General features: G+C 73.8%; 14 protein-coding genes. 9 read left to right on the plus strand and 5 right to left on the minus strand.

Features of this window, described 5'->3' with window-relative positions:
• Positions 1-16 precede the first annotated feature (16 nt).
• On the minus strand, positions 17-721 hold the full coding sequence (locus ACQP2F_RS22635; RefSeq protein WP_433307114.1) for a LamG-like jellyroll fold domain-containing protein: 705 nt from the start codon (positions 719-721) through the stop codon (positions 17-19).
• 169 nt (positions 722-890) lie between these two features.
• On the opposite strand from ACQP2F_RS22635, the gene ACQP2F_RS22640 reads away from it, so the two are divergent.
• Together ACQP2F_RS22640 and ACQP2F_RS22645 are read left to right on the plus strand one after the other, a co-directional pair.
• Positions 891-1,298, plus strand: coding sequence for an STAS domain-containing protein (locus tag ACQP2F_RS22640; RefSeq protein ID WP_433307116.1), 408 nt, complete (start codon positions 891-893; stop codon positions 1,296-1,298).
• A gap of 4 nt (positions 1,299-1,302) precedes the next feature.
• Positions 1,303-1,710: an ATP-binding protein gene (locus ACQP2F_RS22645; protein ID WP_433307118.1), complete on the plus strand. Its 408-nt coding sequence runs from the start codon at positions 1,303-1,305 to the stop codon at positions 1,708-1,710.
• 156 nt (positions 1,711-1,866) lie between these two features.
• Here the strand turns inward: ACQP2F_RS22645 and ACQP2F_RS22650 are convergent, their stop codons facing one another.
• A complete protein-coding gene (locus tag ACQP2F_RS22650; RefSeq protein WP_433307120.1) occupies positions 1,867-3,375 on the minus strand; it encodes a PP2C family protein-serine/threonine phosphatase in 1,509 nt (502 codons plus the stop codon).
• Between the two features lie 272 nt (positions 3,376-3,647).
• Here ACQP2F_RS22650 and ACQP2F_RS22655 point away from each other — a divergent pair, with 272 nt between their 5' ends.
• Positions 3,648-4,418: a hypothetical protein gene (locus ACQP2F_RS22655; protein ID WP_433307122.1), complete on the plus strand. Its 771-nt coding sequence runs from the start codon at positions 3,648-3,650 to the stop codon at positions 4,416-4,418.
• Between the two features lie 59 nt (positions 4,419-4,477).
• Here ACQP2F_RS22655 and ACQP2F_RS22660 read toward each other — a convergent pair whose 3' ends face one another.
• Complete coding sequence (locus ACQP2F_RS22660) at positions 4,478-5,125, minus strand: aspartate/glutamate racemase family protein (RefSeq protein ID WP_433307124.1); 648 nt, start codon at positions 5,123-5,125, stop codon at positions 4,478-4,480.
• A 26-nt stretch (positions 5,126-5,151) separates the two neighbouring features.
• Positions 5,152-7,110, minus strand: a complete 1,959-nt coding sequence (locus ACQP2F_RS22665; protein ID WP_433307126.1) for a PAS domain S-box protein — start codon at positions 7,108-7,110, stop codon at positions 5,152-5,154.
• 76 nt (positions 7,111-7,186) lie between these two features.
• On the opposite strand from ACQP2F_RS22665, the gene ACQP2F_RS22670 reads away from it, so the two are divergent.
• The 4 genes from ACQP2F_RS22670 to ACQP2F_RS22685 all read left to right on the plus strand — a co-directional run bounded on the left by ACQP2F_RS22670 (position 7,187) and on the right by ACQP2F_RS22685 (position 10,448).
• Positions 7,187-7,987 carry an SAM-dependent methyltransferase gene (locus ACQP2F_RS22670; protein WP_433307128.1) on the plus strand — a complete coding sequence of 267 codons (801 nt, stop codon included), beginning with the start codon at positions 7,187-7,189 and terminating at the stop codon, positions 7,985-7,987.
• A 76-nt stretch (positions 7,988-8,063) separates the two neighbouring features.
• Positions 8,064-8,534, plus strand: coding sequence for a response regulator (locus tag ACQP2F_RS22675; protein WP_433307130.1), 471 nt, complete (start codon positions 8,064-8,066; stop codon positions 8,532-8,534).
• A gap of 16 nt (positions 8,535-8,550) precedes the next feature.
• A complete protein-coding gene (locus ACQP2F_RS22680) occupies positions 8,551-9,213 on the plus strand; it encodes a pyridoxamine 5'-phosphate oxidase family protein (protein WP_433307132.1) in 663 nt (220 codons plus the stop codon).
• Positions 9,214-9,293: 80 nt separating this feature from the next.
• Positions 9,294-10,448 carry a response regulator gene (locus tag ACQP2F_RS22685; protein WP_433307133.1) on the plus strand — a complete coding sequence of 385 codons (1,155 nt, stop codon included), beginning with the start codon at positions 9,294-9,296 and terminating at the stop codon, positions 10,446-10,448.
• On the opposite strand, the gene ACQP2F_RS22690 is transcribed toward ACQP2F_RS22685, so the two are convergent.
• On the minus strand, positions 10,445-10,822 hold the full coding sequence (locus ACQP2F_RS22690) for an Hpt domain-containing protein (RefSeq protein WP_433307135.1): 378 nt from the start codon (positions 10,820-10,822) through the stop codon (positions 10,445-10,447). The genes ACQP2F_RS22685 and ACQP2F_RS22690 overlap by 4 nt on opposite strands.
• Positions 10,823-10,901: 79 nt before the next feature.
• Between ACQP2F_RS22690 and ACQP2F_RS22695 the strand changes: the two genes are divergently transcribed.
• A complete protein-coding gene (locus ACQP2F_RS22695; protein ID WP_433307137.1) occupies positions 10,902-13,205 on the plus strand; it encodes a putative bifunctional diguanylate cyclase/phosphodiesterase in 2,304 nt (767 codons plus the stop codon).
• The gene (locus tag ACQP2F_RS22700) at positions 13,202-15,526 is read left to right on the plus strand and encodes a putative bifunctional diguanylate cyclase/phosphodiesterase (RefSeq protein WP_433307139.1); all 2,325 of its coding nucleotides are present in this window, start codon (positions 13,202-13,204) and stop codon (positions 15,524-15,526) included. Before ACQP2F_RS22695 ends, ACQP2F_RS22700 begins: the two co-directional genes overlap by 4 nt.
• Positions 15,527-15,531 lie beyond the last annotated feature (5 nt).

Below are 15,531 nucleotides of genomic sequence, written 5' to 3' on the forward strand. Positions count from 1 at the left end.
GAGCGTGTTCCGCGCGCTACCAGTCGTGGTCGGCGGCGTTGATGCGTACGTAGTCGAGATCGCCCGCGAAGTAGTCGCAGCCGACCGTGACTTGGTCGCACGTGGTCTTGCCGCCGATCGACAGTGGCCACGAGTTGGCGATCCGGCCGGTCGCGCCCCACCGCGACGCCACCCGGGACCCGTCGATCGCCAGCGTCACGCCGTCGGAGTAGCGGGTGCAGGTGACCAAATGCCACCGGCCGTCGTTGATCGCCCGCGGCGCGGTCACCAGCACCTGCCCGGCCGAGCCCCGGAACCAGCACTGCACCTTGCCGCTCGGGATCTGCAGCTTGTAGCTGCCGCCGGCCACCGTGGCCTGTCCCTTCTGGACGATGTTGCCGAAGTGGTAGACCGTCCGCAGCCGCAGCGAGATCTCGAACTCGCGGTCACCGGGGTTGAGCTCGCCCGCGTTCGGCACCACGACCAGGTGGCGCGGGTGCGTAGGCGGGGTGTCCGGCTGCAGCCGGGCGAACCGGAAGCCGCCCGAGCCGGTGATCACCTCGCGGCCGATCGTGCCGTACAGCCCGTTGCCGCTGTCGTCGTGCATCACCCGCGATCCGGGGCGCTCGTTCATCTCCCACGACGCGACGGTGTAGACGGCGTCGGCCCGGGCCGGAGCGGCGGCGGGAAGCAGGGCGGCGCAGGCGGCCGCCGCGAGGATCCAGAAACGTCGCAACCTCATAAGACCCCCGTCGCCGCGATGCTGTGTTTCCGACAACTCATACTAAGGGGCATATAAGGGTCTTAAAGGCAGAAGTCGACCACATGAGTCGCCCCGAGGGCGGAAGACGTTGGAACCGCGCCCGGCGGATGACATGATGGCTCGGTCCGCGCACGGGGAGGGGGTATCGATGGCACGCTTCGCGGCCACGACCTCCGAGGAACCGGGCGGCGTCCGGGTTGCGTTGGCCGGCGACTGCGATTTGGCCGTACGGGATGAGCTGATCGCCACCCTGCTGGCCGCCGTGGACCGGTCGACCGCGGTCGTCGTCGATCTCGGCGCCGTCGACTTCCTCGACTCCAGCGGGGTGCACGGACTGGTCGCCGCCCACCGCGCGGCGGCCGAGCGTGGCGGCCGGCTCTATCTGGAGAACCCGAGCGGCTCGGTCGCGGCGGTCCTCGACCTGACCGGCGTCGCCGCGCTGCTGGCCCGCGACGCCACCGGCAAGGCCGCCGGGACGCACAATGGCGCCGCGCCGCCGGGCGATGTCCCGGGCCACGGTGAGGGCCCGCACCACGGCGACCGGGCGGGGGAGTGACCTGGTGAGCACTCCGCTCGACCCGCCCGCCGCCGCGACGCGACCGGCCGAGTCGTCGTATCGCGAGCCCGGGGATCTGGCCGTGGTGCGCGAGTTCGTCCGCGGCGAGGCGACCGCGCTGGGCCTCTCCCCGCTGCGCGCCGACCTGCTCGCGGTGGCCGTCAGCGAGCTGGCCACGAACACGCTGCAGCACACGACCGGCGGCGGGGTAGTGCGGATCTGGGCCGACGGCGAACGGGTCCGGTGCGACGTGGTCGACGAGGGCAGGCCACCCGGTTTCGGGCGGGCCATGCCGGCCGCCGACGAGCTGCGCGGCCGGGGACTGGCGATCGTGGAACGGATCTGCGACGAGGTCGGCATCGCCTCCGACGGCGACGGCCACACCGCCGTGCGGCTGGGGATGGTCCGCTAGGCGAGGCGGCGCCGCCGACGCGGCGGGCCGGCGGCGACCGGGCGGCGGGCCGGCAGCGACCGGGCGGCGGGCCGGCAGCGACCGGGCGGCGGGCCGGCAGCGACCGGGCGGCGGGCCGGCAGCGACCGGGCGGCGGGCCGGCGGCGGGCCGGCGGGCTAGAGGACGCGGACCGCGACCGTGCAGGTGTCGTCGTCGGGGCTGGGGCGGTTGAGGCGCCCGGCCAGGCCGGCCAGCGCGGTGCCGGGAGGCTCGGCCGACGCCGCGCCGACCGCCTCGATCACCTCGGAGAGCAGGCTCGGGGTGCCCGGGCGGCGGCGCTCGACCAACCCGTCGGTGTAGAGCAGCAGCAGGTCGCCGGCGGCCAGGCAGGGCGTCAGCACCTGGTACGTCGAGTGGTCGTCGGCGCCGAGCAGCAGCCCGGCCGGCAGGTCGAGCGGCAGCGCCGTGCCGCCCCGGGCCAGCAGCGGCGCCGCGTGGCCGGCCCGCCCCCAGGTCAGCGACCGCGCGTGTGGGTCGTAGACGGCGATCACGGCGGTCCCGGTGACCTTCAGCCGCCCGCACAGCTGGTTGAGGTGGCGCAGCAGCGTGGCCGGATCGTCGATGCCGATGGCCAGCCACGCGATCAGCGCGAACCGCAGGTGGGCCATGCTGTTGGCCGCCGACAGCCCGTGCCCGGCCATGTCGCCGACCGCCAACAGCGACCGGCCGTCGGTCAGCTCCTGCGCGTGGTACCAGTCGCCGCCGACCCGCACCGCGCTCTCGGCCGGCAGGTAGCCGACCATCACCTCGAGGCCGGGCAGGTGGAACGGCGCCGCCGGGATCGGCTGGATCATGTTCTGCAGGCGGGCGGCCAGGCGGTGCTCGGCGATCGCGGTCAGCTCCCGGGTCCGCAGTTGGTCGCTGAGCCGCTCGATCGCCCCGCGGGTCTGCTCGCGCGCCGTCACGTCCTGGACCACGGCGTTGACCTTGATGGGGCTGCCGGCCGCGTCCATCACCACGTCCGACAGCACGCGCAGGTACTTGACCGACGAGCCGATCCGGAAACGCACGGTCACGTCGGAGACGCCGCCGATGTCCATGGTCTGCCAGGCGGCCTCGCCCAGCCCCCGGTCGTCCGGCTCGACGGCGGCGGCCTGCTCGGCCTGGCTCAGCGGCCCGCGGGCGGGATCGCGCTCGAAGATCCGGTACATGCCGGGCGACCAGTGGCTCTGCCCGGTCACCATGTCGTACTCGGCCCAGCCGAGGTTGCCCAGCTGCTCGGTGCGCTCGATGCGGCGGCGGTCCTCGTCCAGCCGCTGCCACCAGACCAGCAGGCCGTCGAGCACGCGGTTGACGGACACGTCGAACAGCGAGCTCGGCACGATGCCGGCCGCGCTCTCCTCGTACCGGAACTCGTTGATCTTTCCCGGCTCGCCGGTGCGCAGCACCTCGAGGTAGAGCTCCCACAGCGGACCGCCGACCATGCTCGGATAGAGCGCGCTGAGCCGGGAGTGGACCCGCTCGGTGCCGCGGCGGTAGATGTCGTGACCGCTGCCGCTCGCCGCCGCCACCTCGAAGTCGACGATCGTCCCGTCGTCGCCCGCCACCGGGCGCAGCCAGGAGCAGCCCGCCGGAATGACGGACAGCACCTCGCGGACGGCGGAGGCCACGGCGTCGTCTGGCACGGTCCCAGGGTAGTGGGACGCGGGCGTGTGGTCTCCCTACGACGTACGGGTGACCTCTCCCGTGGTGAGCCGGGCCTAAAGCGCAGCCCCGGACAACCGAAACTAGCTGGGCAGTCCCCACCTCGAGCCGGGCACATCGCGGCTCTTCGGCCCTCGCGAAACGCCTGCTCAAGTTGGTAGCATCCCCGCCGGATCACGCCAGCGCCCCCGTCGCAGGTGGCTCACCGGAGGTCTTCATCTTGTCCGACAACCGTATGAAGGATCGAGTAAAAGTGCTTCTCAATGGGACGTCAGCGGACAGCCAGACCTCCGAGCAGGCGGTCGTTCCGCCGCCGCAGGCCCACCCCAACCAGGCGCTGCAGGTGCTGACGCTCGCGCAGCGCACGGCCGAGGAGCACGTCGCCCGCGCCCACCACCAGGCCGACAAGATCCGTACGGACGCGCTGGCCGCGGCCGAGCAGATCGCCCGCGACGCGCAGGTGCACGCGCACAACGTCCGCCGTGAGGCCGAGAAGATCCTCACCGACGCCCGCGCCGCCGCCGAGCAGATCGCTCGCGACTCGCACCAGCGCACCGAGGAGTCGCGCCGCACGGCGGAGAAGATCGTCGCCGACGCCCGCGCCCAGGCCGACCAGATCGCGGTCGACGCGCAGGCCAACGCCGACCACCTCAACCTGCAGGCCCGCCAGCGCTACGACGACGTGGTCGGCAGCCTCGGCACCAAGCGCGAGGCGCTGCAGCAGCAGATCGAGGCGCTCGAGCAGTTCGACCGCGAGTACCGGTCGCGCCTGACCACCTTCATGCAGGGCCAGCTGCGCGCGCTCTGGGTCGACCAGCCGCAGGTCGCCGGCGAGCTGCCGGAGCAGTCGCTGGTGGCGCCGGCCGCGCAGGGCAACGGCCACGTCGTCCCGCAGCCGGTCGAGGCCCCGGTCTCCGGTCCCCGGCACGGCGCCGAGGACGGCGAGGAGCAGGTTCCGGCCCAGCGCCAGTCGGCCGAGGACGAGCGGGTCGAGGCCGAGGAGGAGGAAGCGGCCGAGCGCTGAGCCGCCGGATCGGCCAGGCCGGGCCGGTCTCGCCGATCACGCGCGGTCGACGGGAGGGCCTAGGCCATCGTCGATATCGCCCGGGCCACGGCCGCCCGCGGGCTGCTCAGCACCGGGATCGGCAGATCCGCGAGCAGCGCCGCGGCCGGCGTCAGGCTGGCCTGGGCCAGCACGATCACGTCCACCTCGGGCGCGATCTTGCGCGCCCGGGCGGCGACGGTCCGGGCGTAGCCGTCGAGGTCGCCGGCCTCGAAGAACGGCCAGGCCTCGGCGCAGAGCACTTCCACGAGCGTGACCGCGGGGACAGCGGCGGCCGCGGCCGAGCGCAACAGGTCGCACGTCGGCTGCAGGGTCGAGGCGACCGTGGCGACGACGGCGATCCGGGAGCCGGCCGCCACCGCGGCCTCGGCCATCGGCCGGTCCAGCCGCAGCACCGGCACGCCCAGGTCGGCGGTGCGCCGCTCGACGTGGCCGCCCAGCGTCGAGCAGGTGCAGACGATGACGTCGGCGCCCCGGTCGGCCAGCTCGTGCAGCTGCGCGTCGATCCGCGCGGCCAGCTCCGGCGTGATCCCCTCCCGGCGGGCGTCGGCGAGCAGCGACGGGTCGACGACGTGCAGGTCCTGCCAGCCGGGGGCGAGCTCCTCGCGCAGGCCCCGGAACGTGGGCACGTGGACGTCGGCGGTGTGCAGGAAACCGATCGTGGTCACGCCGAGAAGGATGACACGGCCGCGGCTCAGGCGTGCTCCAGGCACTGCTGCACGGCCGCCAGCAGCTGCGCCTTGGAGAACGGCTTCTCGACCAGCGTCATGTCGGGGTCGAGCGTGCCCTGCGAGGCCAGCGCCGGCCGGGCGTAGCCGGACATGAACAGCACGCCGGCGCCGGGCGCCACCGACCGGAACCGCTCGGCCAGGTCCTTGCCCAGCATGTGCGGCATCACCACGTCGGTGAGCAGCACGTCGATGTGGCCCTCGTGCGCGGCCGCCAGCAGCAGCGCGGCCGGGCCGTCGGCGGCGATCAGCACCTGGTGCCCGGCGCCGGCCAGGATGCGCTGCAGCACGTCGCGCAGGGCCGGCTCGTCCTCGACCGCGAGGATGGTGCCGCGGCGGGAGCCGGTCGGCGGCGGCTCGTCCGGCTCCTCGGCCTCGGCCGGCCGCGCGTCGGTGGTGGGCAGCAGGATCGTGAACGTGGTGCCCAGCCCCGGCTCCGAGTAGATGCCGAGGTCGCCGCCCGCCGCGGTGATGATGCCGTAGACGGTGGCCAGCCCCAGCCCGGTGCCCTTGCCGGCCGGCTTGGTCGTGTAGAACGGCTCGAACGCGCGCTCGATCACCTCGGGCGGCATGCCGGTGCCGGTGTCGCTGACCCGCAGCCGGACGTAGCGCCCGGTGCGCAGCTGCGGCCGGGTCGCCGCGTAGTCGCGGTCCACGGTCAGCTCGCAGGTCTCGATCGTGATCGTCCCGCCGCGCGGCATGGCGTCGCGCGCGTTCACCGCCAGGTTCACCAGCACCTGGTCGAGCTGACCGGGGTCGGCGGTGATCGACGGAAGACTCTCCTCCAGGCGTACGTCGAGGGTGATGTGCTCGCCGATCGACCGGCGCAACATCTGCTCGATACCGCTCACCACATCGTTGAGGTCCAGCGCCCGAGGCCGCACCACCTCGCGCCGCGCGAACGCCAGCAGCTGGTGGGTGAGGTCGGCGCCGCGCTGGGCCGCCTTGGTGATCTGCTCGGCGTCGCCGGCGATCTCGGCGAGCCCCTCCTCGTGCGCGGCCTCGGCGATGAACGTCGCGTAGTTGCTGATCACCGCGATCAGGTTGTTGAAGTCGTGCGCGACCCCGCCGGCCAGCTGACCCAGGCCCTCGAGCCGCTGGGTGCGCTGCAGTTGCGCCTCCACCTGCGCGCGCTCGGCCTCGGCCTGCAACTGCAGAAACCTTTCCTGCGCCCGTACGCGCTCGGTGATGTCCCGGATGACCGCGCACCGGATCCGCCCGTCCTCGGTCGGCAGGATGCTCACCGACACCTCGACCGGCACCGTCGTCCCGTCGGCCCGGTGCGCCGTCGAGGCCGGCCCCGGATCGTCGTCCAGCGTCGGCGCGAGCACGGCGTCGCCCGGCAGCGGCGGCGTGAGCAGCTTGTCGATCTGCCGGCCCAGCAGCCCGTGCCGGGTCAGCCCGAACAGCGTCTCGGCCTGCGTGTTGGCCAGCACCACCCGGCCGTCGTCGCCGACCCCGACGAACGCATCCGGGGCCGCCTCGAGCAGGGCCTGGAAGCTGGACTCGAGCCGTTCCCGGGCGCTGACCGGCCGTGCGATCACGGTGTAGCCGGTCATCGTGCCGTCCGGGCCGTGCAGCGGCGACATGGTGAGCGTGACCTGCAGCCAGTGGCCGTCGCGGTGCCGGCGGCGGGTGCGGAACCGCTCGAGGCGGGCGCCCGACTCCAGCAGCAGGAACATCTCCCGCTGGTCGGCGCGGCGGTCGCCGGGGACCAGCACGTCGACGCCCCGGCCGACGATCTCGTCGGCGCGGTAGCCGTAGAGCGCCTCGGCCGCCGGGTTCCAGGCCAGCACGGTGAAGTCCCGGCCGACCGCGAAGATCGCATCGTGCGAGGACTGGATCATCGCCCGGAGCAGCTCGCCGGGCGCCTCTGCCGGCCGCTCGTCCGGTTCCGATTGCCCATAACCGCGCGTCTGCCCCATATCCGGACCTACATTATCGATTCGCCACGCTCCGGGTACCGGTTTCCCTAGGCTCGCGGGAGGGGAGGCGATAGCGGTGGCGATCGAGACCGTGCCCGAGATCGATCCGCAGCGGCCGAGCGCCGCCCGGGTGTACGACTACTACCTGGGCGGCACGCATCACTTCGCGGCCGACCGGCAGGCGGCCGCGATCGCGCTGGCCGCCATGCCCGAGCTGCCGACCGTGCTGCGGATGGGCCGGGCCTTCCTGCGCCGGGCGGTGGCCGCCGCCGCCCGCGACGGGCTCGACCAGTTCCTGGATCTGGGCGCCGGCATCCCGGCCGCGGGCAGCGTGCCCGAGGTGGCGCGGGCGATCCGCCCGGACTGCCGGATCGTCTCGGTCGACCTCGACCCGGTGGCCGTGGTGCACACCCGGCGGGTGGCGGAGGGGGACGGGGGCTCGGCCGCGGTGCTGGCCGATCTGACCGACGCCGACGCGGTGCTCGGTGCTCCGGCCGTACGCGCGCTGCTTGATCTTGATCGTCCGGTGTGCCTGCTGGCCGTGGCCGTCGCGCACTTCATCCCGGACACCGAGCGGCTCGGGCGCGCCCTCGAGCGGTACCGCGACGCGCTGGCGCCCGGCAGCCACCTGGTGCTGACCCACGCGTGTGCCGACCGCAGCCGGCCGCACGCCCGGGCGCTCCTGCGGATCTACAACCACACGACCTCGCCGATGATCCTGCGGGAGTGTGACGAGCTCCGGGCGTTCTTCGGCGACTGGCGGCTGGTCGAGCCGGGCATCGTGCCGGCGGGGGACTGGCGTCCCGAGTCCGGCGATCCCGATCCCGGGCCGGCCGTGCGGGACGAGATCATCGCCGGCGTGGCCGTCAAGACATAACTCGTTTCCCGCACATCCCGGACGTCCGCGGCGCATGCTGAGGGGAACTGTCAGCCACCAGCGTGCCGGAGCGGACATGGCCGTAGTGCTCATTGCCGAGGACGACCAGGACATCGCTGCCATCCTCACCAGGTTGCTCAGGCGCGCCGGGCACACCGTGCTGCACGAGCCGGACGGGCTGGCCGCGCTCGAGCGCGCCGCCGCCGACCGCCCCGATCTGATCCTCACCGACCTCGGCATGCCGCGGATGGACGGGCTCGAGCTGACCCGCGCGATCCGGCGGCACCCCGACCTCTCCCGTACGCCGATCGTCATGCTCAGCGGGCACCTCAACCCCGGCGACAACGAGCCGATCGCGGCCGGCTGCTGCGCGATCCTGCTCAAGCCGTGTCCGAACGACCTGCTGCGCTCGACCGTCCAGGAGATGCTGGACCTGGGCCCGCACGACCACCACAACACGGGGCCGTCACCGGCGCCTGGTCCTTCGGACGGCGCGGAGAACCCGAAATGGGGGGACTGCCCGGCGCGGCGACCGGTCAACGCCTGAACCCCTAAAGTGAGGCGTGCTCTCCTCCACCCCTCGCACCCGCCACCGCCGCATCAAGGAGAACGGCCGCACCGACCCGGCCGACCTCTTCGCGGTGCTCGCCGCCGGCCAGGTCGCCCACCTCGGCGTGATCGTCGACGGGCATCCGATGGTGGTGCCGACCGTGTACGGCTACGACCGCGAACGGATCTTCCTGCACGGCTCGGTGGCCAGCCGCAGCCTGCTCACCGGCCCGGCCGAGGTGTGCGTGACGGTCACCGTGCTGGACGGGCTGGTCCTGGCCCGGTCGGTCTTCGAGCACGGCGTCAACTACCGGAGCGCGATGATCTACGGCGTGCCCGAGCCGGTCACCGGCCCCGACGACCTGCGGTACGGGCTGCGGCTGCTCTCCGAGCACCTGGCGCCCGGGCAGTGGGACTACGCGCGTGGCCCGTCGGGCAAGGAGCTGGCCGCCACCCGGCTGCTCGCGGTGCCGCTGACCGAGGCCTCGGTGAAGATCAGCGACGGTCATCCCGAGGACGGCGACGGCCCGGACGCCGCGCTCGGGCTGTGGGCCGGCCGGCTGCCGGTGGTCGCGACCTGGGGCACGCCGGTGGCCGACCCGCTGCTGCCGGCCGGCATCGAGCCGCCCGCGCACATCACCGCCCGGGTCGGCACGCCGGTCTCGGGCGGCGAATAGCCGGTCAAACGCTCACCCGGGGGCGGCCATCGTCCGATCATGGTGACGAGAGGCACATCACGCTGACCGGGAGCGGGGACATGGCAACTGAGCGCTCGACCGTGCTGGTCGTCGACGACGAGTCGGAGATCCTCGAGGCGCTTTCGCTCCAGCTGCGCCGCGACCACCGGGTGCTGACCGCCGGGAGCGGCGACGACGCGCTGCGCGTGCTGGCCGACGCCGGGCCGGTCGCCGCGGTGATCAGCGACCTGCGGATGCCCGGCATGGACGGCGTCGAGCTGCTGCGCCGGGTCCAGCTGGAGTACCCGGACACCACCCGCGTGCTGCACACCGCCCAGAGCGACCTGAACGCGGCGATCGCGGCGATCAACGACGGCGGCGTCTACCGCTACCTGGCCAAGCCGGTCAAGAGCGAGGAGCTGCGGGCCACGGTGCAGGAGGCGGTCGCCCGCTACGGCCGCTCGACGACCGAGCGGCACCTGCTCGACACCACGCTCAAGGCCAGCATCCAGGCCGTCTTCGGCTGCCTCGAGCTGGCCAGCCCGGTCGCCTTCGCCCGGGCCGGCCGGATCCGTACCCTCGTCTCCGAGCTCTGCGCCGCCCTCCAGCTCGGCAACCTGTGGGAGATCGAGGTCGCCGCCATGGCCTCCCAGCTCGGCGCCGTCACCATTCCGCCGAGCGTGCTGGCCAAGCTGGACAAGGGCCTGCCCTGCACCGACGAGGAGCAGGCGATGGTCGACCACATGCCGGGCGTCGCGGTGCGGCTGTTGCAGGGCATCCCGAACCTCGAGGACGTCCTGGAGATCGTGCGCGGGCTGGCGCCGGATGCGCCCCGGCCGTCCTCGCCGGTGATCGCGGCGGCCGTCGACGTCGTCCGCACCGCGATCGACTACGAGACGCTGGAGAGCCGCGGCCTGGAGATCGAGAACGCGATCACCGTGCTCGAGTGCCGCGACCACGCGGCCATGCCGGTGCTGGCCCGGCTGCGCGAGGTCAAGGGACTCGGGCAGGTGGCCGAGAAGAAGGTCCGCGGCCTGCGGGTCGTCGACCTCGAGGTCGGCATGCGGGTGGCCGAGGACATCGTCGCCACCAACGGCCTGGTCCTGATCGGCCGGGGCATGGTGGTCACCTCGCTGCTGCTGGACCGCCTCGACAACTACGCCCGGATGATCGAGATCGTCGAGCCGGTGCTGGCCATCCCGGGCGCGCTGCGGCCGCTGGAGACCCGGGACTAGCCGTCCAGCTCCCGCGCGACCTCGTCGAGCAGGCCGAGTACGAGGGCCTGCTCGGCGCCGATGCGGCCCAGGGTCAGGTCGGCGTCGGGGATCACGCCGTCGCGGGCGTCGTGCTCGATCTCGGCGAAGATGCCGGACAGGGTGGCGGCGCCGATGTTGGCGGCCGACCCCTTCAGGGCGTGTGCCTGGTCGCGTACGGCCGCCGGGTCGCCGCCGCGCAGCAGCTCGCCCAGCCGTTCCACCGCACCCGGCGTCTTGGCCGCGAACGACCGGAGCAGCCGCGCCATCAGTGCCCGCTCGGCCGCGCCCGGATCGTCGCCGCCGATGTCGGTCAGCCGCTCCCGGATCTCGCCCTCACGCGTGCTCACGTCCATGCGCCCATCCTGCGCTCCTTGCCCCGGCCGGTGTGACCTGATTCCTACAGTCGGCCGGGATACGGCCGATTCCTGCGGCATGACCGAACTCCGGCGCGGCCGTCCCCGTCGCTACGTGCTGGCCTCGGCCACCGTGGCCGGGCTGTCGGCCGTCTGGTACCTGGCGCACGCGACGGTCGGCGCCGGACCGTCGGTGCTGGCGTACCTGGCCGCGCCGGCCGGCACGCTGGTCGGCGCGATCTCGGTGCTGGCGCTGCTGCGGTCGGTGCCGATGGAGGCGGCCGCGCGCCGGTTCTGGCTGCTGATCCTGGTGCTGGAGGCGTCGGTCGGGCTCGGTCGCGGCATCCAGGCGGGATACGCGTTCGCCGCCTACCCGCAGCCGCCCCAGCCGCCGTTCTGGGCGTCGCTGCTGAGCGCCGTGGGGCTGGTCGTGGCGATCGTCGCCATCTGCTTCGTGCCGCTGGGCGCCACCGCCCGCGCCGAGCGCTGGAAGCGGCGGCTGGACCGGGCCATCGCCTTCACCGGCTGCTTCACGCTGCTCTGGTTCGCCGCGCTCGCCCCGCTCATCGAGTCGGACGACAACTGGCCGGCCCGCAGCAAGCTGACCGTCGGCCTGGCCATCGTGATGAGCGCGATCGGGATCAGCCGGGTCGCGTACGTGCCGGGCGGCCCGGTCGACCGGGCCGCCGTGCGGCTGGTCGCCTGCAGCGGGCTCGCCGCCGCCGGCTACGCCATGGTCGCCGCCCACGCCGGGCACCGCGCCACCATCCCGAGCCTGGCGCTGCTGCTGCCGCTCGGCCCGCTGCTGATCTGCCTGGCTGTCGCCCGGCAGTGGCGCCACACCGTGCCCCGGCCGCAGCGCGACGCCTGGCTGCCGTACCTGGCCGTGATCGCCGTCGACGTGCCGCTGGTCGCCACCGTCTTCGGCCCGATGCGCTGGCCCGGCCGCGTGGTCGTGCTGCTCGCCGTCGGCGTCACCCTGCTCGCCTCGCTGCGGCAGTTCCTCGCCTACCGGGAGAACCAGCGCCTGATCCGCTGCCAGCGGGAGTCGGAGGAGCGGCTGCGCTACGACGCCACCCACGACTCGCTGACCGGCCTGGTCAACCGCGCCCTGTTCCGCGACCGGCTCTCCGCCGCCCTCGCCGCGGGCCCGGCCACCGTGATCCTGGTCGACCTCGACGACTTCAAGACGGTCAACGACTCGCTCGGCCACAACATCGGCGACGACCTGCTGGTCGCGGTGGCCGCGGCGCTGCGCGACGCGACCGGCCCGGACGGTCTGACCGCCCGGCTCGGCGGCGACGAGTTCGCCGTGCTGGTCACCGACGAGGCCGTCGACCCCGAGCAGCTGGCCGGCCGCATCGAGACCGTGCTCGGCGGCTCGCTGAGCGAGCACCGGCTGCTCATGCACGCCAGCGCCGGCATCGCGACCGCCCCGGCCGGCACCCCGCTCGACCACGTGATGCGCAACGCCGACACCGCCCTCTACGCCGCCAAGCAGCGCGGCGGGGACAACTGGGTGCGGTTCACCGCCGGCATGGAACGGCCGGTGGTGGCCGACGCCCAGCTCGGCGCCGACCTGCGCCGCGGCCTGGAGGCGAGCGAGTTCCGGGTCGTCTACCAGCCGCTCGTGGATCTGCACCGCAACCAGGTCATCGGCGTCGAGGCGCTGGTCCGCTGGCAGCACCCGGTCCGCGGAATGATCTCGCCGGCCGAGTTCATCCCGGTCGCCGAGCGCACCGGCCTGATCGTGCCGCTGGGCCGGTTCGTGCTGCGCGAGACCTGCCGGCAGGCGGCCGCCTGGCTGGCCGAGTTCGGCCCGGACGTGCTGCAGAAAGCCGGGCCCAACGTCTCCGCCCGCCAGTTGCACGACCCCGACTTCGTCGACGACGTCCGCGCGGCCCTGGCCGACAGCGGGCTGCCCGGCTCGATGCTGGTGCTCGAGCTGACCGAGTCGGCGGTGCTGCGCGGCCAGCAGGTCTCGCGCACCCTGCACGAGCTGCACGACATGGGCGTACGGCTGGCGCTCGACGACTTCGGCACCGGCGAGTCCTCGCTCAGCCTGCTGCGCGCCTTCCCGGCCTCGATCGTGAAGCTGGACAAGTCGTTCGTCGACGGCATCGAGCTCGACGAACCGGACACCCCGGAGGCGGCCGCCCGGCAGGCGGTGGCCCGCGCCGTGATCCAGATGGCCGGCGCGCTCGACCTCGACACGGTCGCCGAGGGCATCGAGAACGAGGAGCAGGCGGAGCGGTTGCGCCGGCTCGGCTACTCCCTCGGCCAGGGCTTCCACCTGGCCGAGCCGATGAGCCCCGAGCTGGTCGCGGCGATGCTCGCCGGTCAGCGGCGCGTCGAGGCGGCGCTGGGCGCCGAAGCGGCGTGAAGGCTTCATCCGCGGCCGGCGCGGCCGATGTACCCCAGGTGACCGCACCTTCCCGCGCACCGCGACGCCACCTGGTGGTCACCGCCGCGATCATGGCCGCCTTCACCGCCTGGTACGCGGCCTGGCTGGCCGGCGGTCCCGGGCCGGCGGCGATCGCCTACCTGGCGCTGCCGGTCACCGCCGCGATCGGCGCCCACGCCATCCTCGGCCTGATCCGCGGCCGCGTGGCCGACCCGGTCGCGCGGCGCTTCTGGCGGCTGCTGTTCGCCGCTTTCGTGCTGCTCGCCGCCGGCTACGCGGGCCTGGCCATCGCCGCGTTCCGGGATACGAGCGAGCTGCCGAGCATGCCGATCCCGGCCGCCGGCCTGGCCGCGGCCGCGTTCGGCCTGGCCATGTGGGCGGTCGCGCGGGTGCCGCTGGGCATCCACGGCCGCGCCCACCGACGCCGGCAGTGGCTGGACCGGGCGATCGCCTTCCTCGGCTGCACCACGGTGCTGTTCGACTTCGGCCTTGTCCCGATGCTCGGCGCGTCCGACCCGTGGAGCCCGCAGGCGCTGGTGCTGATCGGCCTGTCGTTCGTGCTGGCGGTCGGGGGCATCACCAAGGTCTCCTACCTCGGCGACGGCCCGGTCGACCGGGTGGCGATCCGGCTGATCGGCTGCTCCGGGCTGGTCGGCGCGGCCGTGGCCCTGCTCTCGGTGGCCGGCGGCTACGGCAGTGCCGTCCCGGCCCAGGCCGTCGTCATGCCGTTCGCCCCGCTGCTGGCCGTGGCCGCCGTGCGCCGCCAGTGGACGTCCACCGGCGCCCGGCCCCGCCGCGCCAACACCTGGCTGCCCTACCTCGCCATCGCCGCCGTCGACGTGCCGCTGATCGCCCTGCTGCCGGGGCACGTGCTGACCTGGCCCGGCCGGCTCGTCATCGTGGCCGCGGTGCTGGTCAACGCCCTGGTCGCGGTCCGCCAGCTGCTCGCCATGCGGGAGAACGCCCGGCTGCTGCGCGAGAAGCGCGCCTCCGAGGAGCGGCTGCGCCACGAGGTCACCCACGACGGCCTCACCGGCCTGGCCAACCGCGGCCTGTTCCGCGAACGGCTGGCCGCCGCCCTTGCCGACGGCGAGACCACCGTGCTGGTGGTCGACCTCGACGACTTCAAGACGGTGAACGACTCGATGGGCCACGAGGTCGGCGACGACCTGCTGATCGCGGTCGCCGACGCGCTGCGCATCGCGGCCCGCGACGGCCTCCCGGCCCGGCTCGGCGGCGACGAGTTCGCGGTGCTGCTCGGCCACCCGGCCGTGGACGGCGAGGCGGTCGCGCAGCGCCTCCTGGACGCCTTCGCCGGCCCGATGAGCGCCCACCACCTGCTCGTGCACGCCAGCATCGGCATCGCCACCGCCGAGGCCGGCACCCCGCTCGACACCGTGCTGCGCGAGGCCGACGTCGCCATGTACGCGGCCAAGCAGCGCGGCAAGGCCAACTTCGTGCGCTACCACGGCGGCATGGACCTGCCGGTGCTCGGCCACGCCCGGCTCGGCGGCGAGCTGCGCCGGGCCCTGGACACCGACGAGTTCCGGCTCGTCTACCAGCCGATCATGGATCTCCGGCACGGCCGCGTGGTCGGCGTCGAGGCCCTGGTCCGCTGGCAGCACCCGACCCGGGGCCTGGTCTCGCCGGCCGAGTTCATCCCGGCCGCCGAGGGCACCGGCCTGATCGTGCCGCTCGGCCGGTACGTGCTGCGCGAGACCTGCCGGCAGGCCGCGGCGTGGCTGGCCGAGTTCGGCCCCGACGCGCTGCGGAAGGTCGGCCCCAACGTGTCGGTGCGCCAGCTGCACGACCCCGACTTCGTCGAGGACGTACGGGCCATCCTCGCCGAGACCGGGCTGCCGGCCGACCGCGTGGTGCTGGAACTGACCGAGTCGGCGGTGCTGCGCGGCCCCCAGGTGCTGCGGACCCTGCACCAGCTGCACGAGATGGGCATCCGGCTGGCACTCGACGACTTCGGCACCGGCGAGTCCTCGCTGTCGCTGCTGCGGGCGTTCCCGGCCTCGATCGTGAAGCTGGACAAGTCGTTCGTCGACGGCATCGAGGTCGGCGAGCCGGGCACCCCGGAGGCGACGGCCCGGCAGGCGGTCGCCCACGCGGTGATCCAGATGGCCCGCGCGCTCGGCCTCGAAACGGTGGCCGAGGGCATCGAGAGCCAGGCCCAGGCCGACCGGCTCGCCGAGCTCGGCTACGGCCTCGGCCAGGGCTATCACCTGGCCCGGCCGATGCCGGCCGCGGACGTCACCCGGCTGCTCGCGTCCCAGCAGGTGGCGGCGGTCTAAAGTAC

It is taken from the genome of Actinoplanes sp. CA-030573, assembly GCF_050951115.1.
Classification (GTDB): Bacteria; Actinomycetota; Actinomycetes; order Mycobacteriales; family Micromonosporaceae; genus Actinoplanes.